Raw genomic sequence first — 21,949 nt, forward strand, 5'->3', positions numbered from 1 at the left:
TACATGTTAAGGGAGTTGCGAAGTTAAGATGAAAATCGAAAGTCACTTGGCTCAAATCGGTTCCGTACAGGAGCCTGTTACGGGAGCGGTCAGCTTCCCGGTCTATCAAGCAACGGCATTCCGTCATCCCAAGCTGGGACAAAGCACGGGGTTCGATTACGCCAGAACCAAAAGCCCGACCAGAGCCGTGCTGGAAGAAGCGGCAGCGAAGCTGGAGTCCGGTGACGCCGGCTTTGCCTGTAGCTCCGGCATGGCAGCGCTGCAAACCATATTTGCTTACTTCAGCCAAGGCGATCATCTGATTGTATCTCTGGATTTGTATGGCGGCACATACCGTTTGCTGGAGCGCATTATGTCGAGATTCGGCGTAACGGCATCTTATGTCGATACGAATGATATAGACGGTATGTCCAGCTTGCTGCAGCCGAACACGAAAGCCGTATTGATCGAGACGCCGACAAACCCGCTTATGATGATCACTGATTTGGAGCGAGTATGCGCATGGGCCAAGTCGAGGGGGCTTTTGTCGATTGTCGACAATACGCTGCTTACTCCTTATTTGCAGCGCCCAATCGAGCTGGGAGCTGACATTGTCATTCATAGCGCGACCAAATATTTGGGCGGACATAATGATGTGCTGGCGGGCTTGATCATTACAAAAGGCGAGGAACTATCGCAGCAGATGGCGATTCTACATAACTCCATAGGCGCCGTATTGGGACCGCAGGATTCCTGGCTGCTCATGAGAGGGATGAAGACGCTTGCGCTTCGGATGGAGCGGCATCAGTACAATGCGACGAGGATTGCAGAGTATCTGCTGGAGCATGAAGCTATCGAGGATGTATTTTATCCCGCTTTGCCACATCACCCGGGACATGAGGTTCAGAATAAACAATCGTCCGGCAATACAGGCATCTTCTCATTCCGAGTGAAGGATGCTCGTTACGTAGAGCCGATTCTGCGCCATATTAAGCTGATTGCATTCGCAGAGAGCCTTGGCGGCGTGGAATCATTGATGACGTATCCCGCTGTGCAGACACATGCCGATATTCCGGAAGAGATTCGCAAGGCTGTTGGCGTGGATGACCGTCTGCTGCGCTTCTCCGTCGGCATTGAGCATGTCGATGATCTGATTGAAGATCTGGAACAAGCGCTTCGCGCGGCGAAGCAGGAGATTGCAGAGCAATAGAGCCCGCATACAGACACGGCTGCCGATCCGATCGGCTAGTGCCGTGTCTGTCTTCTTATTACTATAGTAGACTTTATAAGTTTTCCGAGGTATCGGATTTAAAATTTCTATCTGGCGATAAACCTACATCATTCTTACGAGGCGGGTTTGCCATGCAAACCTGTAGGTCGCTCATCTTGAATGGCCTCGATAAAGGTTTTCTCAAATTTCGCTAATTTGCCATATTGGTTTTGTAGTGAATGGATGACTAGTCTTCTTAATCTGTGATAGGATTAAGTATTGCTACTTATTTGACTGAACAAGTTAAGGAGGTCTTGCGGATGAGCGCGATAGACCGTATATTGGACAAAGCCCTGAGCGGCGACAGATTGAGTCTGGAAGACGGGATGGAATTGCTCGCTTCCGATCAGATCGAGAAGATGGGACATGTAGCCAACCAGCTGATGCTGAGAAGGCATCCGGAGCCGATTACGACGTTTGTGGTAGGACGCAACGTCAATTATACGAACGTATGCGACGTATATTGCCGGTTCTGTGCTTTCTACCGAGCACCAGGCTCGAAGGAAGGTTATGTACTGGATGACGAGGTCATTTTAAATAAGATTCAGGAAACGGTAGATGTTGGCGGTACCGAAATCTTGATGCAAGGCGGTACGAATCCGAATTTGCCATTCACGTATTACACGGATTTGCTTCGCAAAATCAAGAATCGCTTCCCTAACATTACGATGCACTCCTTCTCCCCGGCCGAAATCCAGAAGATGAAGGTTGTCTCTGACGGGTTGTCTCTGGACGAAGTCATTGCCCAGCTTCATGAGGCTGGACTCGACTCCCTGCCGGGCGGCGGCGCGGAAATCTTGGATGACCGTACCCGCAGAAAAATAAGCCGGATGAAAGGCACGTGGACGGATTGGATGGATGTGATGAATTCCGCTCACCGCCACGGTATGAATACGACAGCTACGATGGTGTATGGCTTGGGTGAGACGATCGAGGAGCGGGCGCTTCATATGCTTCGTATCCGTGACGAACAGGATAAGGTGCTGGCGAACGGCTATCCGACGCCGGGCTTCATGGCCTTTATCTCCTGGCCGTTCCAGCCTGATAATACGAATCTGAAGCTGGAGAAGGCGAAGCCGGAGGAATACCTCCGTATCGTTGCAGTTAGCCGCATGATGCTGGACAATATCAACAACTTCCAGTCCTCGTGGGTGACGATGGGGCCAGAGATGGGCAAACTCAGCTTATCGTACGGCTGTAATGACTTTGGCAGCACGATGATTGAGGAGAATGTCGTATCCGCTGCCGGCACGACGCATAAAGTGAACATCGACCTTATACTTCAGCTTATTCGCGAAGCAGGCAAAATCCCGGCTCAGCGTGATACCAAATATAACATCCTTCGCATGTATCATGAATCGGAGAAAGCGGAACGCGACTTCATTATGCAAAATTAATTCTCATTCTTAGTCAGCACTTATAAAATCAAGACCGCCCGATACGGCTCATTAACCGTACGGCGCGGTCTTTTTTTGATGCGAAAGCTGCGCGCCATGCCAAACTCTTCTTTGTATATACGCTGCCTATGGGCCATATACTGTAACGGAAGGAAAGGGGTGAGCGCATGGATTTGTTCAGAATCGCATTGCCAGATGAGGAATCAGTCGAGAGCCTGCAGTCGCTGCTTAAGGAACAAGTAAATGCTGATTTACATAGGTCGGCCCGGGAGGTTGGTCTTCCGCTCGTTCAATTTGTGCACGAGAAGGGAGCCGTATGCTGCATTGCCCAGCTTCCGCAATTCCAACTAAAGAGCGATGGCCCTTTGTTATATAAATCGACCGCCAGTGCAATTGCTGAATACGTGGTGCGACATATGGAGCCAGACCTGCTGTCGTCGATTATCCGCAAGAAATATCGGGGCAATCCATCCATGGATGCCGTTATCATTGAAAAGTATTGCCATGATCTCCTGCACGGCAAGGAGTGGGAGGGTCTCGGAAGTCGTTTCCAGGAAGCGGACCGTGCCAGACGCAAAGGGAAAATTGCCGATGAAATCGCGAAATTTCTTGAAGTGGAGACGGAGCTGAATCTGAGTGGGCTGCTTACATTCCGCCTGCGCACCTATCGCAAGGAGCTTACGGAAATTGTGGAGTATGCTCTGGATGAATATGTGCTGGATAAACAGTATCAGGAATTCATCTCGCTGCTGAAGTATTTTGTCCAGCTACAGGAGTCCAAGATAGCGCTTGTGCATCTGGTGCACAAAGGCGGCCATGATTTTATGTTGTACAATGAAAGCTTCCAGACGCTGGAGCCGAAGCCTCCGTCGGATCGGATCGTAGCGGAGATGCTGGAGACGGAGATGAATATCGAGGACATGGTCATCAGCTCGCTGATCTCGGTATCTCCGAAGCAGATTATGATTCATACGCGCCATCCTGATATGCAGGTTATTCGGACAATCGAGACGATCTTCGACAGCCGGGTGAAGGTATGTGTGAAATGCCCGTCCTGCTCCAGCACTCTGGATGAGCTTATTCACCCTTAGGAAGCTGCGCAACTTGCGATTGCGCCCTTGACCATTTTCTCTTCTCGGTCTATAATGATGCTGATAAACATTGCAACAGCCATGACCAGAGTCATGTGTCTGCCAGATGCGCTTGGACCAGAGAGAGGAATTCCAGCTGAAAGTTCCTTCCTAGACGCGGGCAGATATACCCCTCTATTAGCTGTATGGTTGAACCTGCAGAATGATCTGCGGCTGTAAGCCATACCGGATATCTCCGTTACCAGATAATTACGAGGACTGCCGTCCCTAAGCGCAAGATCGGGACATCAGCAGTTGAAGTAGGGTGGAACCACGAGCCGACAAGCACTCGTCCCTTTTGCGGGATGCGTGCTTTTTTTGTTGCGTTCTTGCTGCTTCGCTTGCAATAGAAGAAATGGGAGGATGAAGGAAAATGAGTATTAAAATTACATTGCCGGACGGCGCAGTCCGTGAATATGAAGCCGGCACAACCATTGAAGACGTAGCAGGCTCGATTAGCTCGGGACTAAAGAAAAACGCGATCGCCGGCAAAATCGACGGCAAAGTCGTTGATGTATATACACCGATCGAGCAGGATGCGGCGATCGAGATTGTAACGGTTGAATCTGCAGACGGTCTTGAAGTATACCGTCACAGCACAGCGCATTTGCTGGCACAGGCGCTGAAGCGCATTTATGGCAATAAGGAAGTCAAGCTGGGTATCGGTCCTGTAATCGAGGACGGCTTCTACTATGATATCGACATGGAGCATTCCTTGACGCCAGACGATCTGGCAGCCATTGAGAAGGAAATGAACAAAATTATCGGTGAGAACCTGGAGATTCGCCGCAGAGTTGTAAGCCGCGACGAAGCGCTGGCCATCTTCACGGAGCTGGATGACAATCTCAAGCTGGAGCTGATCCGCGACTTGCCGGAGGATTCCGTGATTACGATGTACGACCAAGGCGAGTTTTTCGATCTTTGCCGCGGTCCGCATCTGCCGTCGACTGGCCGGATCAAAGCGTTCAAGCTGCTGAGTGTTGCGGGCGCTTACTGGCGCGGCGATTCCAAGAACAAGATGCTTCAGCGTATCTACGGCACTGCTTTTCCTAAGAAAGCACAGCTGGACGAGCATTTGCACTTCCTGGAAGAAGCGAAGAAGCGCGATCACCGGAAGCTGGGCCGTGAGCTGAAGACGTTCACCTTCTCGCGCGAGGTTGGCCAGGGTCTGCCGCTATGGCTGCCTAATGGAGCGAAGATCCGCAGAACGATGGAACGTTATATCGTCGATCTGGAAGAGCGTCTTGGCTACGAGCATGTCTACACGCCTGTACTGGCTAATGTTGAGCTGTACAAAATCTCCGGTCACTGGGACCACTATAATGAAGATATGTTCCCGACGATGGTTATGGATAATGAAGAACTGGTGCTTCGTCCTATGAACTGTCCGCATCATATGATGGTATTCAAGAGCGACATGCGCAGCTACCGTGACCTGCCGGTTCGTATTGCCGAGCTAGGCACGATGCACCGCTACGAGATGTCCGGCGCGCTGACTGGCTTGCACCGCGTTCGCGCAATGACGCTGAACGACGCTCACATCTTCTGCCGTCCGGATCAGATCAAGGAAGAATTCGCGCGTGTCATTAACTTGATTCGCAAGGTGTATGAAGATTTCGGCATTAAGGAATACCGCTTCCGCTTGTCCTATCGTGACCCGCAGGATACAGAGAAGTACTTCCAGAACGACGAGATGTGGGAAATGTCCCAGCGTATGCTGCGCGAGGTTGTCGAGGAGCTGGAGCTTCCGTTCTTCGAGGCGGAGGGCGAAGCTGCATTCTACGGACCGAAGCTGGACGTACAGATCAAGACAGCACTGGGCAAGGAAGAGACGCTGTCGACTGCACAGCTGGACTTCCTGCTGCCTGAACGCTTCGAGCTGGAATATGTCGGGGAAGACGGCAAGAAGCATCGTCCAGTCGTTATCCACCGCGGCATTATCAGTACGATGGAGCGTATGACTGCGTTCCTGCTTGAGAACTTTGCGGGTGCGCTGCCGCTATGGCTGTCGCCGGTACAAGCCAAAATCATTCCGGTTTCGACTGCATACGAGGCTTATGCTCGTGAAGTGGCAGAGAAGCTGCAAGAGGCCGGCATTCGCGTAGAGAGTGACCTGCGCAACGAGAAGCTGGGTTACAAAATCCGCGAGGCTCAGCTGGAGAAGGCTCCTTATATGCTGGTCGTTGGCGAAAATGAGATGCAATCCGGTTCCGTCTCCGTCCGCAAACGCGGCGAGGGCGATATCGGCGCCAAGTCCATCGCAGAAATTATCGAGTATTTGCAAAGCCAGATCGCATCCAAAGCGTAGGCGGTAACCTCCCTGCGCATAAAGCTTGAACCATCAGGGCAATATTCTTCTGAGGAGGAGTTTGCCCAGATGGTTACAAGCTTTTTTCTTTGCGCAAAAAAGGGGATGATCCTGCTGATCGCCACACTCGCAGCGCTTGGTGCGCCAATCGCATACAGTGCGCCCGCTGAATCTGCAGCCAATCATCATCCTAAGCAATCGAATACCACAACAACAGCTGCACTGGATGTTATAGAGGTGGTGGCAACAGGTTACACGGCAGGTGTCGAGTCCACAGGCAAACGTCCTGGCCATCCCGGATACGGTATTACGTATTCGGGGGTGAAGGTCAGACGCGACCAGGTATCGACCATTGCAGCCGATCCCAAGCTGTTCCCGATCGGAACGCTGCTGCATATCCCGGGATACGGCTACGGCGTAGTAGCCGACACCGGATCGGCCATCAAAGGAAATCGCATCGATCTGTATTTTGAGACGATCAAGGAAGTATATGAGCAATGGGGCAAGCGCAAGGTCGAAGTCCAGGTGCTAAGGCGAGGAAGGGGCAAGCTGACCCAATCCTGGTTGAATGAAATCAATCAGGCGATAGAAGTCGGCAAGCCGATTCCCCAGTCTTACCTGGAATCGTAATTTCTGCATAAGAAGCCGAAGGCTTGCCATACTAATGGTGAACGGGGAGGTGACGACCATGACAAACAAAAACAAAAACAAAGCTGCACAAAATCAAAACCAAAACAATCAGTACAACGCTGAATTCGCTGAGGAATTCAACCAAAATAATGCAGCTAACAATCAAGCTGCTAACCAAAACGCGAATCAAGCAGCTCAAAACAATCAAAACAATCAAAACCAACAATAAGGTTAGTTAAGGTGACATGAGTCGCCAAAAAGAGAGAGAAACCGGCAACGGTTTCTCTTTTCTTTTGTCTAATACTGGATTATAATGTAGGGAAAACTCACATCACCCACGGAGAGGGGCGGTCTTACATATGCGACCTGCAGCCCGATGGTTTTCCCGAAATACGGATAGTGAACCGATCAAGCCGGAACAACAGGACAAGATGGTGACGCTGCTCCATGAATCGGTGGTCATTTCCGATCAATTGAATGCGGCAGTAGATGAGGTGGATGGAGCTATTCTTCAGCTTACCGACATAGCTAACCGTTCGGCAGCTCAGGAGCTGATGCTCCGAAGATCCAGCACAGGCGCGATGAGCCAGATGGAACAATCGTTCTCCGCGCTTCAGGAGGTTGCTTCGGCGGCTGAGCAGATTAGCGGGGCTTCCTCCCGTTTGAGGCTCAAGAGCAACGAGACAAAAGAAATGGTACTGGATGTAAGCCGCTCCCTGCAGACTGCCAATGAAGTCATGAATGAGCTGATTATTCAGAATGGAGAGATGGATGCGCATATTCGCGAGCTGATCGAACAGATGTCTCATGTCAGTGAGATGAACGCGCTTATCCAAGCGATCGTATCCCAAACGTCTTTGCTTGCGCTGAACGCATCTATCGAGGCTGCGCATGCAGGGGAATACGGCAGAGGTTTTGCGGTCGTCGCCGATCAGATCAAGAAGCTGGCTGAGCAGAGCGGAGAAGCGGTCAGAAGATCGTCGCAGGTCGTCGAGCAGATTGAGAATGGTGTCAAGCAAGTCATCCGGGCGGTAGATGAGGAGAAGAGCTCTGTCGGACGCGGCGCAGACGAGATGAGAACGACGCAAGGCAGAGTGGACGATATATTGTACAAAATATCCGAGGTGGACGAGCTGGCAGGCAATACGGATGTGGCAAGCGCAAGGCAGACGGATCATATGGCAGATATGACCCGCATGCTGAAGGAAGTCGTGAATTCCGTCAATGAGACAGTGGAAAGTGTCGATGAGACACTTAAGATGACGGAGCAACAGCGGGAGCAGATCGCCAAGCTGGGCCGGATTAAGGGCAATCTGGGCCGTTCGTCGGGAGAACTGGTGAAGGCTATTGATTATGTCGGTATTAAACATACAATCAATAAGGCGATGGGCAATGTGGCGGCCTTGCAGCAGTGGCTGAGGCAAGCCGCAGCCGACAGCAGACTGCAGTCGCTTAAGGAAGAGGAGCACCGGTCCGTATTGACGGAGTTGCTCCGTTCCAAGCCGGATATCGAAGCAATCTGGTCGAATCGCAAGGACGGCTCCTTTATCGTATCCTTGCCTGAGGCTGGTCTGCTGAATGCCAAAGGCAGGGAGTGGTGGAAGCAGGCGATCGCAGGACATGCCTTCCAGTCCGACATCTACGTATCGGCCATAACGAAGCAATTGTGTATGACGATCTCTGTGTCGATTCACGATGAAGCCGGGAATCCGATCGGCGTAATCGGCGCGGATATGTCGATTCAATAGCGGGTAGGCCGTCATTGCCGAGGCAATGGCGGTTTTTTGTTGTGAATATGTAAATAACATCCAATCATATCGGTCTCGAGACCGAGATGAAGTTCAATCGGCCGTCCCTTATACGACAGACGGGCAATCAGGTATACTAAGAATATAAATTGAAGGGCATGGGAGTTGGCGTCATGAATGGAAACTTCGCAAGCCGGTTGCTGACCGGACTTGTCATCATTTCGTTGGGAATAGCGTTTTTGCTTAGACAGCTTGGTTATTTGTATTTCAGCATAGGGGACGTCTTCTCGACCTTTTGGCCGTGTATCCTGATCTATTTTGGATTAACGCAGATGCTGAGCGGCCGCAATCATGGCGGTTCAAGTTGGTGGGGAGGGTTCATGGTTATTCTGGGCGCTGTCTTCCTGGGCAATAACCTGGATTTCTTGACCTGGTCTATTGGGGATATTATTCCGTTCCTGATTCCTGTCATTATTATCTTTGTCGGCCTTCGTATGATCTGGAGTCCGCGCAGAAAGCGTCAGACACCTCCATCCGAGGAGTGGCAGTCATACCGTCCCTATCAGGATGAGTCGCCTGTACCTCCGGCACCGCCGCTTCACCCGGACCCGACAGGCAGAGACGGCTCGGATGAGTTCAGTAGTCAGGATGACTATGCTGATGATTCGAAGAAATCGCAATCGAAGCATCAGGGGTTTGACGAAGCCGGATCAAGCAGCTCTTATGGCACGGATGACGGGTACAGCAAGTACAAGAAACGGGGCAAGCAAAGCGGTTGCTACGAAAGCGGCCACAAAGAGCATGTAGAATGGTGGAACCATGATGCAAGTACAATCAATCGCACCGGCTTCATCGGCGATATCCATATGGGCCATGATTATTGGGAGCTGAAGCCGATGAATATTTCCCACTTTATCGGCGATACCGTTCTCGACCTGACCAAAGCGCAAATTCCGTTTGGCGAAACCAAAGTTACGATCTCTTCCTTTATCGGAGATGTCAAGGTATACGTGCCGAATGACTACGAGGTTGGCGTACAAGTGGTATCCAGCGCGTTCATCGGGGATGTCAAGGTGCTTGGGCAGAAGGAAGGCGGATTGTTCACGAATGTGAATACGAAGTCGCCTCGTTATGCCGATGCCGACAAACAAATCAAGATCGTCATCAGTACCTTTATTGGCGATACGCGTGTAACAAAGGTAGGGTGACGCTGGCATGATGGTCCGATTTTTGCGCAGCGGCAAGTGGGAGCTTATCGGCATGTTCGTCTTGTCGTCGGCCGTATCCGTGCTGCTCGCCATGTTATTATGGAGTGTAGTGGTTGGTCAGTTCACGACGATTGAGCTGAAGTTATGGTCGGGCTTACTCATCTTGCTTGTAAGCGGCGGATTTGGATATTGGGCAGCGCAGCGGTTCGGCCAGAGGCTGGATACGCTGCATTTGTCCTTGAAGCAAGCGGTGAACGGCAACTACGAGGTGCGCATCACAGAGCAAGGACATAACTCTTTTGTCCCCATCTACCGGGAGTTCAATGAGCTGGCCGAGCAGATGGAAGAGAAAATGAAGCTGCTTCAGCAAATGGGAGAAGAGAAGGTGCTTGCGGAAGCGGCTTCGAATGAAGCTGCTGTGCTGGAAGAGCGCAAGCGACTGGCGCGTGATTTGCATGATACGGTCAGCCAGCAATTATTCGCCATCCATATGTGCGCCTCGTCCTTGCCGAAGCTCCAGCAAGTCGATGAAGAGCGCGCCAAGTCCGTGCTGGATCAGCTGATTCAGATGTCTAATCTGGCACAGAAGCAGATGCGTAATTTCATCGCACAGCTGCGCCCTATGGAACTGGAGGGAAGGACGCTTCAGGAGGCGCTGGACAAGTGGTTCCCGGATTATTGCCGCCAGAATGGCCTGCAAGGTTCAATGGAATGGAGGCTGTCCGAGCAGCTTAGCGAAGCGAAGGAGCATCAGCTGTTCCTGATCGTACAAGAGGCGATGGCGAATATCGTGAAGCATGCGGGAGCAGGCAACTGCACGCTTACACTGGCGGATACGGAGCGGCAAGTCGTAATGATGCTGGTGGATGACGGCAAAGGCTTCAAGGCGGACCAGGTGAAGAGCGGGTCGTATGGCTTGTCGACCATGCAGGAGCGGGCGCAGAAGCTGGGCGGCAGCGCCGATATCGTCAGCAAAGTAGGCAGCGGTACGAGAGTGAAGGTAACAATTCCGAAAATATACCGGGGAGAGCAGAGCCGATGAATGGATCCGATACGATAAAGGTTATGATTGTCGATGACCATGATATGGTCAGAATTGGACTTCGCACTTATTTGATGCTGGAGCCTAAGCTCGATATTATTGCGGAAGCGGGCAACGGCCGGGATGCGCTAAGCTGGCTGGAGGCCAGATCGGAGGAGGAGCGTCCGGACATCATCCTGATGGACCTGATGATGCCGGAGATGGACGGCATCGAGACGACGCGAGCGGTCATTGCGAAGTATCCCAATATGAAAATCGTGATGCTCACCAGCTTCCTCGAAGACGATAAGGTATACGGGGCGATTGAAGCGGGTGCTGTCAGCTATGTGCTCAAGACCGTCTCAGCGGAAGAGCTAATCTATGCGATCAACGGCGCGTTCAAGGGCATGCCGGTGATGACGACTGACGTATCGCAGGCGTTGACGCGAGGGCTGCGGCAGCGGACGGCCCAGTCGGGTGACGAAGACTTGACGGAGCGGGAGAAGGAAGTGCTGCTGCTTATAGCGGACGGCCTGTCCAATAAGGAAATTGCCGATGAGCTGCATATTAGCATCAAGACGGTCAAGACGCATGTGAGTAATCTGCTTATGAAGTGCGAGCTGGAGGACCGGACGCAGCTGGCGGTGCTGGCCCACCGCAAGGGCTGGGCGAATCGCGTGTAGCATAAGGAGATGGGACGGCGGGCATACTACCTTTTAGCAAATACGGAAAAAAGGTTGGAGGTATGCCGCATGATTCCTATCGCTTCGGAAGTGGAAGGCATAGAGAAGAAATTTACAGAGATGCAGGTGCTGCTGGCGGAGCGCCAGTTCACGCTTGGCGGCAATTGGGATTATGACGGCGGCTCGTTCGATCGCGCGCTCGATGATGAGAACAAGGTATGGCTGCGTATCCCGTTCCAGGTGACCGACGGCAACATCGACAGCGAGCTGTCGGAGAACAATGCCATTATCCGCTTCGGTACACCCTATGTGCTTCGGCATCTTTATCAAGAGGGAAATGACCCCGAAGCATCCGTTCGAGTGGCGGGAGCTCTGTTCGACCAGTTTCAGGCCCCGTCCGATCCTGACGCCCCGGTAGATCACCGCTGGACGGAGCAGGCGAAGGAGATTATGGGTGAAGTGGATAGTCTGTTGAAGCGCTAAACAATCTCCATAAATGAGAAGAGGACTCTCTGGCCGACGGCTGGAGAGTTTTTTGGTTGTTTTAACATGGTAAATAAGCAAATTGTAATCAACTTCATAAAGCATTGAAACGTTTAGAACATATAATCATAATTTCATCGGAGGTGCTTGCATGAGAGTTTTTATCGGACTCATAATGATTGTGATCATAGTTAGCGGTTGTACAAGCCAGAAGGATAGCAAGCTGGAATCTGCCATTTCTGTTGCTGAAGCTTACAAAAAGACTGAACTCGAGGCCAAGCACTTCGAGGATTCAGATGATGCAATGCTCGAACAAATAAGAAGTAAAGATGCTAAGCTTCGCCCGCTGACAACAGATTCATTTTTCCAAAAGAAATCGGTTGATCGTATTTTCATCAATTCACTGGAAATCGCACAAATTAAAAAAGCGGATCTCCGATTATCTGACCTGGTAATTGAAGAACGAGAAACCGATGATCCAGCTGTAATAAAGCTAAAGTATGAAGGCGTGCTTCAGATTGGCGATGAAGACATGGCTATCTCCGGACGCATAGAGCTAATTGAAGAAGGAGGGACTTGGAAGGTCAAGTATGATTCATATAACTTGAAAGATTTGTTAAAAATTATAGATGAGGATATTCTTAAGCGGATAGGGTAGGGAGGCCAGTCTTGCCGCCGAAAATATCGATATGATAAAATATAAGAGAGCCGTGTGTAATTTTACCCTCGGCTCTTTCTATTTATTGATCTGTATCTGTTGGTTGCCCGCAACTTGCCCACAATAGGCATTGTATCTAAAAGCTCAATAGTTTGCGGTTTTGCGCAAAACCCAATAATAATAAGGAGTAGCGAGCCCAAAAGTTATCTAAATTTCATGGTTTTTTAAGTTTGTTTTAAGGTAGAATGTGCAAGATAGAACTAACAAATAATTTGTATTGAAATAGATTAATCAAGCAGTCGAACGGAGGAGAACGCATATGGATGATCAAAACAAAAAAAATGGATACGACGACTTTTTCAATCCGGAGGAGCCGAAGCGTTCAGACGATACGAACGAAACGAGTGAACAGGCTGCCGAGCCTGCTCACGTCCAGGAGCCAAAGCCTTCTTATTATTATTCATACGGCCCGACCGTCAATGAACCATCACAGCCAATCGCTAGCGGCAATGGCTACGAGAGAGCAGACGGATATGATAGAGGGGCGCAGCAACCGCCGCTGTCTTATCCGCCCCAGCTTAGACCGGTTCCGCCAGCAGGCGGCGGTAATGTAAAGAATGCTTTTCAAGTGAGAGAGAAGAAAAAAGGTCCAACGTTCAAATCGATGTTCCTCTCCTTTATGGCAGGCGTGCTTGTTGTCGGAGGACTTATGTATGCGGCGGATACGCGCAACTGGTTCACGTCAGGCAACACGGTAGCTACGCAATCGGAAGGCAGCGGCTCAGGTTTGGGAACGACGGCAAGCGGCAGCGGCGCGGGAAGCGGGGCTAACGTTGTGGCTAGGCCGGACAATATCGCTCAGCTCTTCGAGCAAGCAAGCCCGGCTGTTGTGAAGATTGAGACGTATGCGAAGGTAAGAACGAACAATGGCGGCAACAGCTTGTTCAATGATCCGTTCTTTAGACAGTTTTTCGGTGATAACTATCCGGGTACAGAGGCGCCAAGTGAAGAGAAGAGCGGCGATCTGCAGCAGTCCGGTATCGGTACAGGCTTCTTCTTCGAAGCGGATGGCCATATTCTGACGAACCAGCATGTGGTCGGTCAAGCGGACGAAATCCGGGTGACGGTACAAGGCTATGACAAGCCGTTCACTGCGAAGCTGCTGGGCTCAAGCTATGATTTGGACCTCGCTGTTCTGAAAATCGAGGGAGACAAGGCGTTCCCGACGCTGCCGCTGGGAAGTTCCGATGATATCAACATTGGCGACTGGGTTGTGGCGATCGGCAATCCGTACGGCTTTGACCATACCATTACAGCAGGGGTGCTTAGCGCGAAAGAACGTCCAATCGATATTCCGGATCAGCAGGGCGAGCGCAATTACAAGCATTTGCTTCAGACGGACGCTTCCATTAATCCCGGAAATTCCGGCGGTCCGCTCCTTAACGTAAAGGGTGAGGTTATCGGCATCAATACAGCAGTCAGCTCGCAAGCGCAAGGCATCGGCTTTGCGATTCCGACCAGCACGATTAATGAAGTGCTTGAGAGCTTGAAGAACAACACAGAAGTTCCGAAGGAAGCGGCACCGTTCATTGGCGCAGAGCTTTATGATATGACTGATGAATTTGCGAAACAGCTTGGCCTGGAGAAGGCGGAAGGTTCGCTCGTGAAGAGCGTATACTACAACTCGCCAGCTTATCTGGCAGGACTTACACAGTTCGATGTCATCGTTGGCGTTGAAGGCAAAAAGATGTCCACATCGGCAGCATTGATTGCTGATATTCAATCCAGAAAAGTCGGCGAGCAAGTTGAATTCAATATTATCCGTCAAGGAAAAGAAATGAATTTGAAGGTTGAAATTGGCGATAAAAACGTATTTGGCCTGCAATAATCAGCTGCTGCTCGAATTGGCGAACAAGGCGCAGAGTTTCTACTCTCTGCGCTTTTTGTTCGGTAGAAAGGAAAGATGCCCGTGAGACCGCATATTGTAGTGGTGGATGATGATGAAAGAATTATATCGATGCTGCGCCGCAGCCTGGCATTCGAAGGATACGAAGTAACGACGGCTTCCAATGGAGCAGAGGGGCTTAAGACGCTTCTAACCGTTGATCCGGATCTTATTATATTGGATGTGATGATGCCTCAGATCGACGGATGGGAGGTTTGCCGCCGCGTCCGCGAAAGCGGAAGCGCCGTGCCAATCATGATGCTGACGGCAAAGGACGATGTGATTGACCGTGTGAAAGGGCTTGATCTCGGTGCGGATGATTATCTGGTGAAGCCTTTTGCGCTGGAAGAGCTTCTGGCCAGGGCCAGAGCGCTGCTGCGCCGCAAGTCGGACAAGCTGGATGAGACCAGCAGCCATCAGCTGGCGTTCGAGGACCTGATATTGGATATGGACGCGCGCGAGGCCATTCGTTCGGGACGGCGTATTGAATTGACGAGCAAAGAATACGATCTGCTGCTTCTCTTTATGCAGAATCCAAGGCGTGTGCTGACGCGCGATGCCATTATGGAGAAAATATGGGGATTTGACTTTAGCGGCGAATCCAACGTGCTGGAAGTTTACATCGCCATGCTGCGCCAAAAGGTAGAAGAGGGCGGCGGAAAACGAATCATTCAGACGGTTCGCGGCACGGGCTACGTGCTCAGGGGGGAGGCAGGATAGAGGCATGTCCATTCGGCTTCGACTAACCTTGTGGTACACGGGATTGCTGGCGATGACATTGCTTGTGTTCGGCGTCAGTGTTTATTTGTTTGTGAATTGGAATACTTACAATGATCTGAGGGACATGATTAAAAAGCAAAGCGATCAAATCAATGTGAACATGACATATATCCTGAGCCGAAATACGCTGGATCTCGATCTGATCTCCAAATCACCATTCGTAGATAAAGATGTTTTCGTCCAGCTCGTTAATTATCATGAAAAACTGATTATACAGCCAACGAGTCTGTTGCAACTGGGAGTCAAGATCAACTACCCCGATGCGGCGAGCAAGCCGGAGAAGGGTTTTTATAAGCGCACGATTGAAGTGGGCAAAGTAAAATATGACTTGTTAACGTATCAAAGGCCTGTACTTTCCCCGATATCGGAAGGCCAAGTGGTGGGCTTGCTGCAGGTTGGCGTGTTGACTTATAACGAAGACAAGTACTTGTCGGGACTTCGCAATACACTTATTTTCTATTCGATCCTTGTTGTCTTCATCGCCTTTACAGTCGGCATGCTCATTGCACGTCAGGCGCTGCGTCCGATTGGCCGCGTCATCGACGCCACGCAACAGATTGAGAAGGGTTCCGATCTGAGTGTACGTATCCCTTCGGATGGACCCAAAGATGAGGTCGGCGTGCTGGTCGATACCCTTAATTCCATGCTCTCACGTCTGGAGACAGCGTACAATGAACTCGATGAAGCGTATAAGGCGCAGCGGAGATTCGTCTCCGACGCCTCCCATGAGCTTCGTACGCCGCTGACGACCATTCGCGGCAATATCGATTTGCTGGAGAAGATGTGGTCTCGCGCCAAGGAATCCGGCTTACCCAAAGGAACGGACGGTCTTATGCTGACGACGGATCATTGGCAGATGTCCAGTGAAGCGATGTCAGATATCGCGGCGGAAGCCAGACGAATGAGCACGCTTGTCGGCGATTTGCTGGCGCTGGCACGCGCGGATGCGGGTTATGTGATGGAGAAGGAGCAGCTGCAATTGCTGCCGCTGACGGAAGAAGTCGTGAGAAGAGCGCAGCTACTGCCTCGCACTGCCGAATGGCAGATCGGAGACTTGTCCAAGCTGGTTGGCGTACCGGTGTACGGGAATCATGACTACCTGCAGCAGCTGTTGTTCATATTTATTGAAAATGCGTTCAAATACACTTCCTCCGGCCATGTGGAGCTGAGCTCTGTACGTACGGACAGCTATGTCGGCTGGCGAATTCAAGATACGGGCATCGGCATGAATCCGGACGAAATTCCGCATATTTTCGACCGCTTCTACCGAGCTGACGAATCGCGCGGCGTAACGGTAGGGACAGGGCTTGGGCTGTCGATTGCCAAGTGGATTCTCGATGAGCACGGAGGGTCGGTCGAGGTGGTTACATTGGAGAATGAAGGGTCTACTTTCACGATCTGGTTGCCAATAGACTTTTCCGGGCGGGAGGATTCGTCTATAATAGTAGAAACGGATCCGAACTTAAGCTAGCGTTCGCATAATGAGGTTCGTTAGAAAGTAGGTGCAACGGGATGGAAATCGTGAAAATATCGCCGAGAGGCTATTGCTATGGCGTGGTTGACGCCATGGTGCTTGCTTTGCAGACGGCAAAAAATTTGGAGTTGCCAAGACCGATCTACATTCTTGGCATGATTGTTCACAACGCCCATGTGACGGAAGCGTTCGAGAAGGAAGGCGTCATCACGCTTGACGGTGCGAATCGTCTTGAAATATTGGATCAAATTAATGAAGGCACCGTTATTTTCACCGCTCACGGGGTTTCGCCTGAGGTGCGCGAGCGCGCCCGGCAGAAGGGCTTGTCGGTCGTGGACGCGACATGCCCGGATGTGACGAGGACGCATGATCTCATTCGGGAGAAGACGGCGGCAGGCTATCATATTATTTATATCGGTAAGAAGGGTCATCCCGAGCCGGAAGGCGCGATTGGCGTAGCTCCCGACCAAGTCCATCTCATTGAGAAGGAACCGGAGATCGAAGAGCTTAACGTTACGCATGACAAGATTATCATTACGAACCAGACGACGATGTCGCAATGGGATATTCGCCATATCATACAGCGGCTTCAAGAGAAGTATCCTCATGCCGAAGTGCATAATGAGATCTGTCTGGCTACTCAGGTGCGCCAGGAAGCTGTTGCGGGTCAGGCGGGAACGGCTCAACTTTGTATCGTTGTCGGCGATCCGCGTAGCAATAACTCCAACCGGCTGGCGCAAGTATCCGAGGAGATTGCCGGCGTGAAGGCGTACCGTGTCTCCGACGTCAGCGAGATCAAGCAAGAATGGCTTCAAGGGATTGACCGCGTAGCCGTTACGTCCGGCGCATCAACGCCGACACCGATTACGAAGGAAGTCATCACTTATTTGGAGCAGTATGACTACCGAGACTCCTCTACCTGGGAGATCAAGCGGACCGTCAATATGAACAAGCTGTTGCCGAATGTGCGTGTGAAGTCGACAGGCAATGCGGAAGCGTCTGTATAGAGTTACGAATTTAGACGAAATTGAATCGCTCAAAGGTGTTGACGTTGGGCGATTATTTCGGTATATTTACTTTAGCGATTAAAAGCATAAAAGCTTAAAAGCCAAAAAGCTTAAAAGCGCGAAAGAAATGATTGGCAATGACTTGGAGATTGCCACATTGAACAATTGAGGAGAGATGAACATGATCGTCATTACCAAACATAACATCGCCGATGAGCGAATTAATGAGATTGTCGCATATATCGAGAATGCCGGTGTTCAAGCTCATGTGTCGAAGGGAACAGATCGTACGGTTATTGGCATTATTGGTCAGGCGGACCCGACACTGGCCGAACATCTGCGTCAGATGAAAGGTGTAGACAATGTGATCAAGATTTCGAAGTCTTACAAGCTTGCAAGCCGTGATTTCCACCCAGATGACACCATTATTGACATCAAAGGCGTCAAGATTGGCGGCAGCAACCTGGTCGTCATGGGCGGACCATGCGCCGTTGAGACACCGGAGCAGATCGATGAGATCGCAAGACTGGTCAAGGCAGCGGGCGGACAGGTGCTGCGCGGCGGGGCATTCAAGCCGAGAACAGGACCTTACAGCTTCCAGGGCGTTGGCGTAGAAGGTCTCGTCATGATGGCGGAAGCGGGCAAGAAGCATGGCCTCTTGACCATTACGGAAGTGATGACGCCGGAATACGTGGATGTATGTGCGGAATACGCGGATATCCTTCAGGTTGGCACGCGCAATATGCAAAACTTCGATCTGCTGCGCAAGCTGGGCACGATCAAGACGCCTGTCTTGCTGAAGCGCGGCTTCAGCTCCACTTACGATGAATTCCTCAATGCAGCGGAATACATCCTGGCCGGCGGCAATCCGAATGTCATGTTATGTGAACGCGGAATCCGAACGTTCGAGACGTACACGAGAAACACGCTTGACCTGAGCGCAATTCCAGTGCTGCAATCACTTAGTCACTTGCCTGTCATCTCCGACCCGAGCCACGGCACGGGCAGACGCGAGCTGGTGGAGCCGATGACGAAGGCATCGGTTGCAGCCGGAGCGAACGGTCTGATTATCGAAATGCATACCGATCCTGATAATTCCATGACAGGAGATGGCGTCCAGTCGCTGTTCCCGGATCAATTCGCAGCTCTTCTTAAGGACCTTGCCCTGCTTGCTCCGATTGTCGGCAAAACGTTCGATACGGAGAAAGCGCCGGCAGAAGCCTTTAAGGAATGGAAAATCGTATAACGATCGTATAACCCGAAACTTCGCGTCCCGTCTGCTCTCCCAAGCAGGCGGGATTGTTTTGTTTGTGCCGAAAACGCTATCATTGTGAACAGGTGTTCAAACTTGTAAGTATACCTGACATGAGAATAAAAAATACCTGACATAAGTATTGACGGAGGGGAAAGTGTAGTTTTATAATAACAACAAGATTCGGAGCAATTATTGAACAATAAACGCTCATACACTAGTTAATGTTCGGAAATGGAGGAAATTTAGATGTCAGTTCAAAAAGTTTTGGAGACAATTAAAGAAAACAACATTCAATTCGTAGATTTCCGTTTCGTGGGTCTATCCGGTGGCGCACATCACATCTCGTTGCCTTCTACAGAGGTGGACGCTGATACGTTCGTGAACGGCGTTGCTTTCGACGGTTCCTCGATCCCTGGTTTCCGCGGTATCGAAGAGTCCGATATGGTTATGATGCCTGACACTGAAACAGCTTATGTTGATCCTTTCACTAGCCATCCTACTTTGAACATTATGTGTAACATCCACACTCCAGACGGACAGCGTTATGACCGTGACCCGCGCAGCATCGCTCAGAGAGCGGAAGAGTACCTCCAATCGACAGGTATCGGCACGACTGCATTCTTCGCACCAGAATCCGAGTTCTTTATTTTCGACGATGTTCGCTACGAAAGCTCGATGCACACTTCTTTCTTCGCAGTTGATTCTGAAGAAGGAGCATGGAATACTTCCCGCAAAGAAGAGGGCGGCAACCTGGGCTTCAAAATCCCGGTTAAAGGCGGTTATGTGCCAGTAGCTCCAGTTGACTCCCAACAAGACATCCGCAGCGAAATGGTTCGCCTGATGCAAGAATCCGGCCTTCGCGTTGAGCGTCATCACCATGAAGTAGCAACAGCTGGCCAAGCGGAAATCAACTTCCGTTTCGACACATTGACTAAAACGGCAGACAACCTGCTTAAATACAAATACATCGTGCACAACGTAGCTCGCCAATGGGGCAAAGTGGCAACATTCATGCCAAAACCATTGTTCGGCGACAACGGAAGCGGCATGCACGTTCACACTTCCATCTTCGACGGCGACACGCCTTTGTTCTATGACAACAAAGAGTACGCTAACCTGAGCAAGATGGCTATGAGCTACATTGCAGGCGTCCTGTACCATGCTCCTGCCCTGATCGCGATTACAAACCCAAGCACGAACTCCTTCAAACGTCTGGTTCCAGGCTACGAAGCGCCGGTTAACCTGGTATTCTCTAAAGGCAACCGTTCCGCAGCTGTTCGTATTCCAATCGCAGCTGTAACGCCTAAAGGCTGCCGTATCGAGTTCCGTACGCCGGACTCCACGGCTAACCCTTACCTGGCATTCGCAGCTATGCTGCTTGCAGGTCTGGACGGCATCAAGAAAGGTCTTGACCCAATCGCACTGGGCTACGGACCGTTCGACAAAAACATCTATGATCTGCCAGAAGAAGAGAAGAAAGAGATCCGCAGCGTTCCAGGCACACTGGACGAAGCGCTTGACGCTCTGGAAGCAGATTCCGGCTTCCTGACAGAAAGCGGCGTGTTCTCCCAAGACTTCATCGACAACTACGTGGCACTTAAACGCCAAGAAGCAAAAGCAGTAGCCATCCGTATTCATCCGCATGAATATAGCCTCTACTTCGGTTGCTAATTTCAGCAGAAAAAAAACGAGCCTAACAGGGCTCGTTTTTTTATGCAATGGAGTGGAGATGAACAAAATCCGAATATTTAATTCAGGTTTTAATAATATGTTCGACTTTTACACAAAATTGTCCGGAATCTACTTGATGCAGGCGTGCAAACTTGCTATCATAACCATATCATATACAAAGATTGAAGAGGTGGGATGGGAGAATGGCTAGAGCTTATAACTTTAATGCAGGCCCGGCAGCGATTCCGCTGGAAGTTCTGCAGCAAGCGCAAGAGCAATTTGTCGATTACCACGGTGCCGGAATGTCCATTATGGAGATGTCCCACAGAAGTCCGCTTTATGAGGGCGTGAACAACGAAGCGCAGACGTTAATGCGTGAATTGTTCGGAATTCCGGACAACTACAAAGTATTGTACCTTCAAGGCGGAGCAAGCACGCAATTCGCGATGCTGCCAATGAACTTCCTGCGTCCGGGCCAACCAGGCGCTTACGTTCAGACTGGCGCTTGGGCTGACAAAGCAATCAAGGAAGCAAAGCTGATCGGTGAAACGGTGATCGCCGCTTCTACAGCATCTGACAACTTTATGCGTGTGCCAAATTTGTCAGAAATTGAAGTTCCGGCTGATGCATCCTACCTGCATCTAACCTCTAACGAAACGATTGGCGGAACGCAGTTCCATGAGTTTCCATCGACTGGTAATGTGCCGCTTATTGCCGACATGTCCAGCGATATTCTGAGCCGTCCCATCGATATTAGCCAATTCGGCGTCATTTATGCCGGCGCTCAGAAAAACCTGGGACCATCAGGCGTAACGGTCGTTATTATCCGCGAGGACCTGGTTAAGGAAGGTTCGAAGTCAATCCCTGCGATGTTCCGTTATGAGACGCATGCGAAGGCGGATTCGCTCTACAACACGCCACCATCCTTCTCTGTCTATATGGTTACGCTCGTACTTAAGTGGATCAAAGAAAGAGGCGGCGTCGCGCAGATCGAGCAGTACAACCGCGACAAGACGAAGCTGATCTACGATGCAATTGACCAAAGCGGCGGCTTCTATCGTGGCTGCGCACAGCCGCAAAGCCGTTCCCTGATGAACATCACGTTCCGTCTGGGCAGCGAGGAGCTGGAGAAGCAGTTCATCAAGGAATCCGAGCAGAACGGCTTCGTAGGCCTGAAGGGCCATCGTGACGTTGGCGGCCTTCGCGCTTCGACGTATAATGCGGTTCCGATGGAGAGCTGTCAGGCGCTGGCTCAATTTATGGCCGATTTCCAAAAACGCAACGGATAGTTTACCATAAACA

Annotated in this window: 19 protein-coding genes; all 19 read left to right on the plus strand. The window is 50.9% G+C overall.

Annotated elements, in window-relative coordinates; genetic code table 11:
* Positions 1-28: 28 nt before the first annotated feature.
* The 19 genes from AC0YNW_RS26720 (at position 29) to serC (ending at position 21,936) form a co-directional block, all read left to right on the plus strand.
* On the plus strand, positions 29-1,189 hold the full coding sequence (locus AC0YNW_RS26720; protein ID WP_475834473.1) for a PLP-dependent transferase: 1,161 nt from the start codon (positions 29-31) through the stop codon (positions 1,187-1,189).
* Positions 1,190-1,509: 320 nt separating this feature from the next.
* Positions 1,510-2,646, plus strand: a complete 1,137-nt coding sequence (gene mqnC / locus AC0YNW_RS26725) for a cyclic dehypoxanthinyl futalosine synthase (protein ID WP_475834474.1) — start codon at positions 1,510-1,512, stop codon at positions 2,644-2,646.
* A gap of 167 nt (positions 2,647-2,813) precedes the next feature.
* Complete coding sequence (locus tag AC0YNW_RS26730; protein WP_475834475.1) at positions 2,814-3,737, plus strand: putative sporulation protein YtxC; 924 nt, start codon at positions 2,814-2,816, stop codon at positions 3,735-3,737.
* A gap of 412 nt (positions 3,738-4,149) precedes the next feature.
* A complete protein-coding gene (thrS, locus tag AC0YNW_RS26735) occupies positions 4,150-6,084 on the plus strand; it encodes a threonine--tRNA ligase (RefSeq protein WP_475834476.1) in 1,935 nt (644 codons plus the stop codon).
* Positions 6,085-6,153: 69 nt separating this feature from the next.
* Complete coding sequence (locus AC0YNW_RS26740; RefSeq protein WP_475834477.1) at positions 6,154-6,714, plus strand: 3D domain-containing protein; 561 nt, start codon at positions 6,154-6,156, stop codon at positions 6,712-6,714.
* 58 nt (positions 6,715-6,772) lie between these two features.
* Positions 6,773-6,943, plus strand: coding sequence for a hypothetical protein (locus AC0YNW_RS26745; RefSeq protein WP_387468839.1), 171 nt, complete (start codon positions 6,773-6,775; stop codon positions 6,941-6,943).
* Positions 6,944-7,073: 130 nt separating this feature from the next.
* Entirely contained in the window at positions 7,074-8,462 is a 1,389-nt protein-coding gene (locus AC0YNW_RS26750; RefSeq protein WP_475834478.1) for a methyl-accepting chemotaxis protein, read from the plus strand.
* 173 nt (positions 8,463-8,635) lie between these two features.
* Positions 8,636-9,670 carry a cell wall-active antibiotics response protein LiaF gene (gene liaF, locus AC0YNW_RS26755; protein WP_475834479.1) on the plus strand — a complete coding sequence of 345 codons (1,035 nt, stop codon included), beginning with the start codon at positions 8,636-8,638 and terminating at the stop codon, positions 9,668-9,670.
* Between the two features lie 7 nt (positions 9,671-9,677).
* Positions 9,678-10,712: a histidine kinase gene (locus AC0YNW_RS26760; protein WP_387468833.1), complete on the plus strand. Its 1,035-nt coding sequence runs from the start codon at positions 9,678-9,680 to the stop codon at positions 10,710-10,712.
* Positions 10,709-11,374 carry a response regulator gene (locus AC0YNW_RS26765; RefSeq protein ID WP_475834480.1) on the plus strand — a complete coding sequence of 222 codons (666 nt, stop codon included), beginning with the start codon at positions 10,709-10,711 and terminating at the stop codon, positions 11,372-11,374. Before AC0YNW_RS26760 ends, AC0YNW_RS26765 begins: the two co-directional genes overlap by 4 nt.
* A gap of 69 nt (positions 11,375-11,443) precedes the next feature.
* Complete coding sequence (locus AC0YNW_RS26770) at positions 11,444-11,857, plus strand: YugN family protein (RefSeq protein WP_387468828.1); 414 nt, start codon at positions 11,444-11,446, stop codon at positions 11,855-11,857.
* A gap of 151 nt (positions 11,858-12,008) precedes the next feature.
* Positions 12,009-12,515 (plus strand): hypothetical protein, encoded by a 507-nt coding sequence (locus AC0YNW_RS26775; protein WP_475834481.1) that lies wholly within the window; start codon positions 12,009-12,011, stop codon positions 12,513-12,515.
* 319 nt (positions 12,516-12,834) lie between these two features.
* Positions 12,835-14,403 (plus strand): trypsin-like peptidase domain-containing protein, encoded by a 1,569-nt coding sequence (locus AC0YNW_RS26780; protein ID WP_475834482.1) that lies wholly within the window; start codon positions 12,835-12,837, stop codon positions 14,401-14,403.
* Positions 14,404-14,484: 81 nt separating this feature from the next.
* A complete protein-coding gene (locus tag AC0YNW_RS26785; RefSeq protein WP_475834483.1) occupies positions 14,485-15,180 on the plus strand; it encodes a response regulator transcription factor in 696 nt (231 codons plus the stop codon).
* Between the two features lie 4 nt (positions 15,181-15,184).
* Entirely contained in the window at positions 15,185-16,711 is a 1,527-nt protein-coding gene (locus tag AC0YNW_RS26790) for a sensor histidine kinase (protein ID WP_475834484.1), read from the plus strand.
* 41 nt (positions 16,712-16,752) lie between these two features.
* The gene (locus AC0YNW_RS26795) at positions 16,753-17,721 is read left to right on the plus strand and encodes a 4-hydroxy-3-methylbut-2-enyl diphosphate reductase (RefSeq protein ID WP_387468818.1); all 969 of its coding nucleotides are present in this window, start codon (positions 16,753-16,755) and stop codon (positions 17,719-17,721) included.
* Positions 17,722-17,902: 181 nt separating this feature from the next.
* The gene (gene aroF, locus AC0YNW_RS26800) at positions 17,903-18,967 is read left to right on the plus strand and encodes a 3-deoxy-7-phosphoheptulonate synthase (protein WP_475834485.1); all 1,065 of its coding nucleotides are present in this window, start codon (positions 17,903-17,905) and stop codon (positions 18,965-18,967) included.
* A gap of 255 nt (positions 18,968-19,222) precedes the next feature.
* Entirely contained in the window at positions 19,223-20,647 is a 1,425-nt protein-coding gene (gene glnA, locus AC0YNW_RS26805) for a type I glutamate--ammonia ligase (RefSeq protein ID WP_475834486.1), read from the plus strand.
* 203 nt (positions 20,648-20,850) lie between these two features.
* Positions 20,851-21,936, plus strand: coding sequence for a 3-phosphoserine/phosphohydroxythreonine transaminase (serC, locus tag AC0YNW_RS26810; protein WP_387468811.1), 1,086 nt, complete (start codon positions 20,851-20,853; stop codon positions 21,934-21,936).
* The last annotated feature ends 13 nt before the right edge of the window (positions 21,937-21,949 follow it).

The organism is Paenibacillus sp. J31R120 (assembly GCF_056269225.1).

Excerpts from the sequence above, each read along its gene's own strand:
- AC0YNW_RS26720 (WP_475834473.1), top strand. The coding sequence starts at position 29 with ATGAAAATCGAAAGTCACTTGGCTCAAATCGGTTCCGTACAGGAGCCT.
- mqnC (WP_475834474.1), top strand. The coding sequence starts at position 1,510 with ATGAGCGCGATAGACCGTATATTGGACAAAGCCCTGAGCGGCGACAGA.
- AC0YNW_RS26730 (WP_475834475.1), top strand. The coding sequence starts at position 2,814 with ATGGATTTGTTCAGAATCGCATTGCCAGATGAGGAATCAGTCGAGAGC.
- thrS (WP_475834476.1), top strand. The coding sequence starts at position 4,150 with ATGAGTATTAAAATTACATTGCCGGACGGCGCAGTCCGTGAATATGAA.
- AC0YNW_RS26740 (WP_475834477.1), top strand. The coding sequence starts at position 6,154 with ATGGTTACAAGCTTTTTTCTTTGCGCAAAAAAGGGGATGATCCTGCTG.
- AC0YNW_RS26745 (WP_387468839.1), top strand. The coding sequence starts at position 6,773 with ATGACAAACAAAAACAAAAACAAAGCTGCACAAAATCAAAACCAAAAC.
- AC0YNW_RS26750 (WP_475834478.1), top strand. The coding sequence starts at position 7,074 with ATGCGACCTGCAGCCCGATGGTTTTCCCGAAATACGGATAGTGAACCG.
- liaF (WP_475834479.1), top strand. The coding sequence starts at position 8,636 with ATGAATGGAAACTTCGCAAGCCGGTTGCTGACCGGACTTGTCATCATT.
- AC0YNW_RS26760 (WP_387468833.1), top strand. The coding sequence starts at position 9,678 with ATGATGGTCCGATTTTTGCGCAGCGGCAAGTGGGAGCTTATCGGCATG.
- AC0YNW_RS26765 (WP_475834480.1), top strand. The coding sequence starts at position 10,709 with ATGAATGGATCCGATACGATAAAGGTTATGATTGTCGATGACCATGAT.
- AC0YNW_RS26770 (WP_387468828.1), top strand. The coding sequence starts at position 11,444 with ATGATTCCTATCGCTTCGGAAGTGGAAGGCATAGAGAAGAAATTTACA.
- AC0YNW_RS26775 (WP_475834481.1), top strand. The coding sequence starts at position 12,009 with ATGAGAGTTTTTATCGGACTCATAATGATTGTGATCATAGTTAGCGGT.
- AC0YNW_RS26780 (WP_475834482.1), top strand. The coding sequence starts at position 12,835 with ATGGATGATCAAAACAAAAAAAATGGATACGACGACTTTTTCAATCCG.
- AC0YNW_RS26790 (WP_475834484.1), top strand. The coding sequence starts at position 15,185 with ATGTCCATTCGGCTTCGACTAACCTTGTGGTACACGGGATTGCTGGCG.
- AC0YNW_RS26795 (WP_387468818.1), top strand. The coding sequence starts at position 16,753 with ATGGAAATCGTGAAAATATCGCCGAGAGGCTATTGCTATGGCGTGGTT.
- aroF (WP_475834485.1), top strand. The coding sequence starts at position 17,903 with ATGATCGTCATTACCAAACATAACATCGCCGATGAGCGAATTAATGAG.
- glnA (WP_475834486.1), top strand. The coding sequence starts at position 19,223 with ATGTCAGTTCAAAAAGTTTTGGAGACAATTAAAGAAAACAACATTCAA.
- serC (WP_387468811.1), top strand. The coding sequence starts at position 20,851 with ATGGCTAGAGCTTATAACTTTAATGCAGGCCCGGCAGCGATTCCGCTG.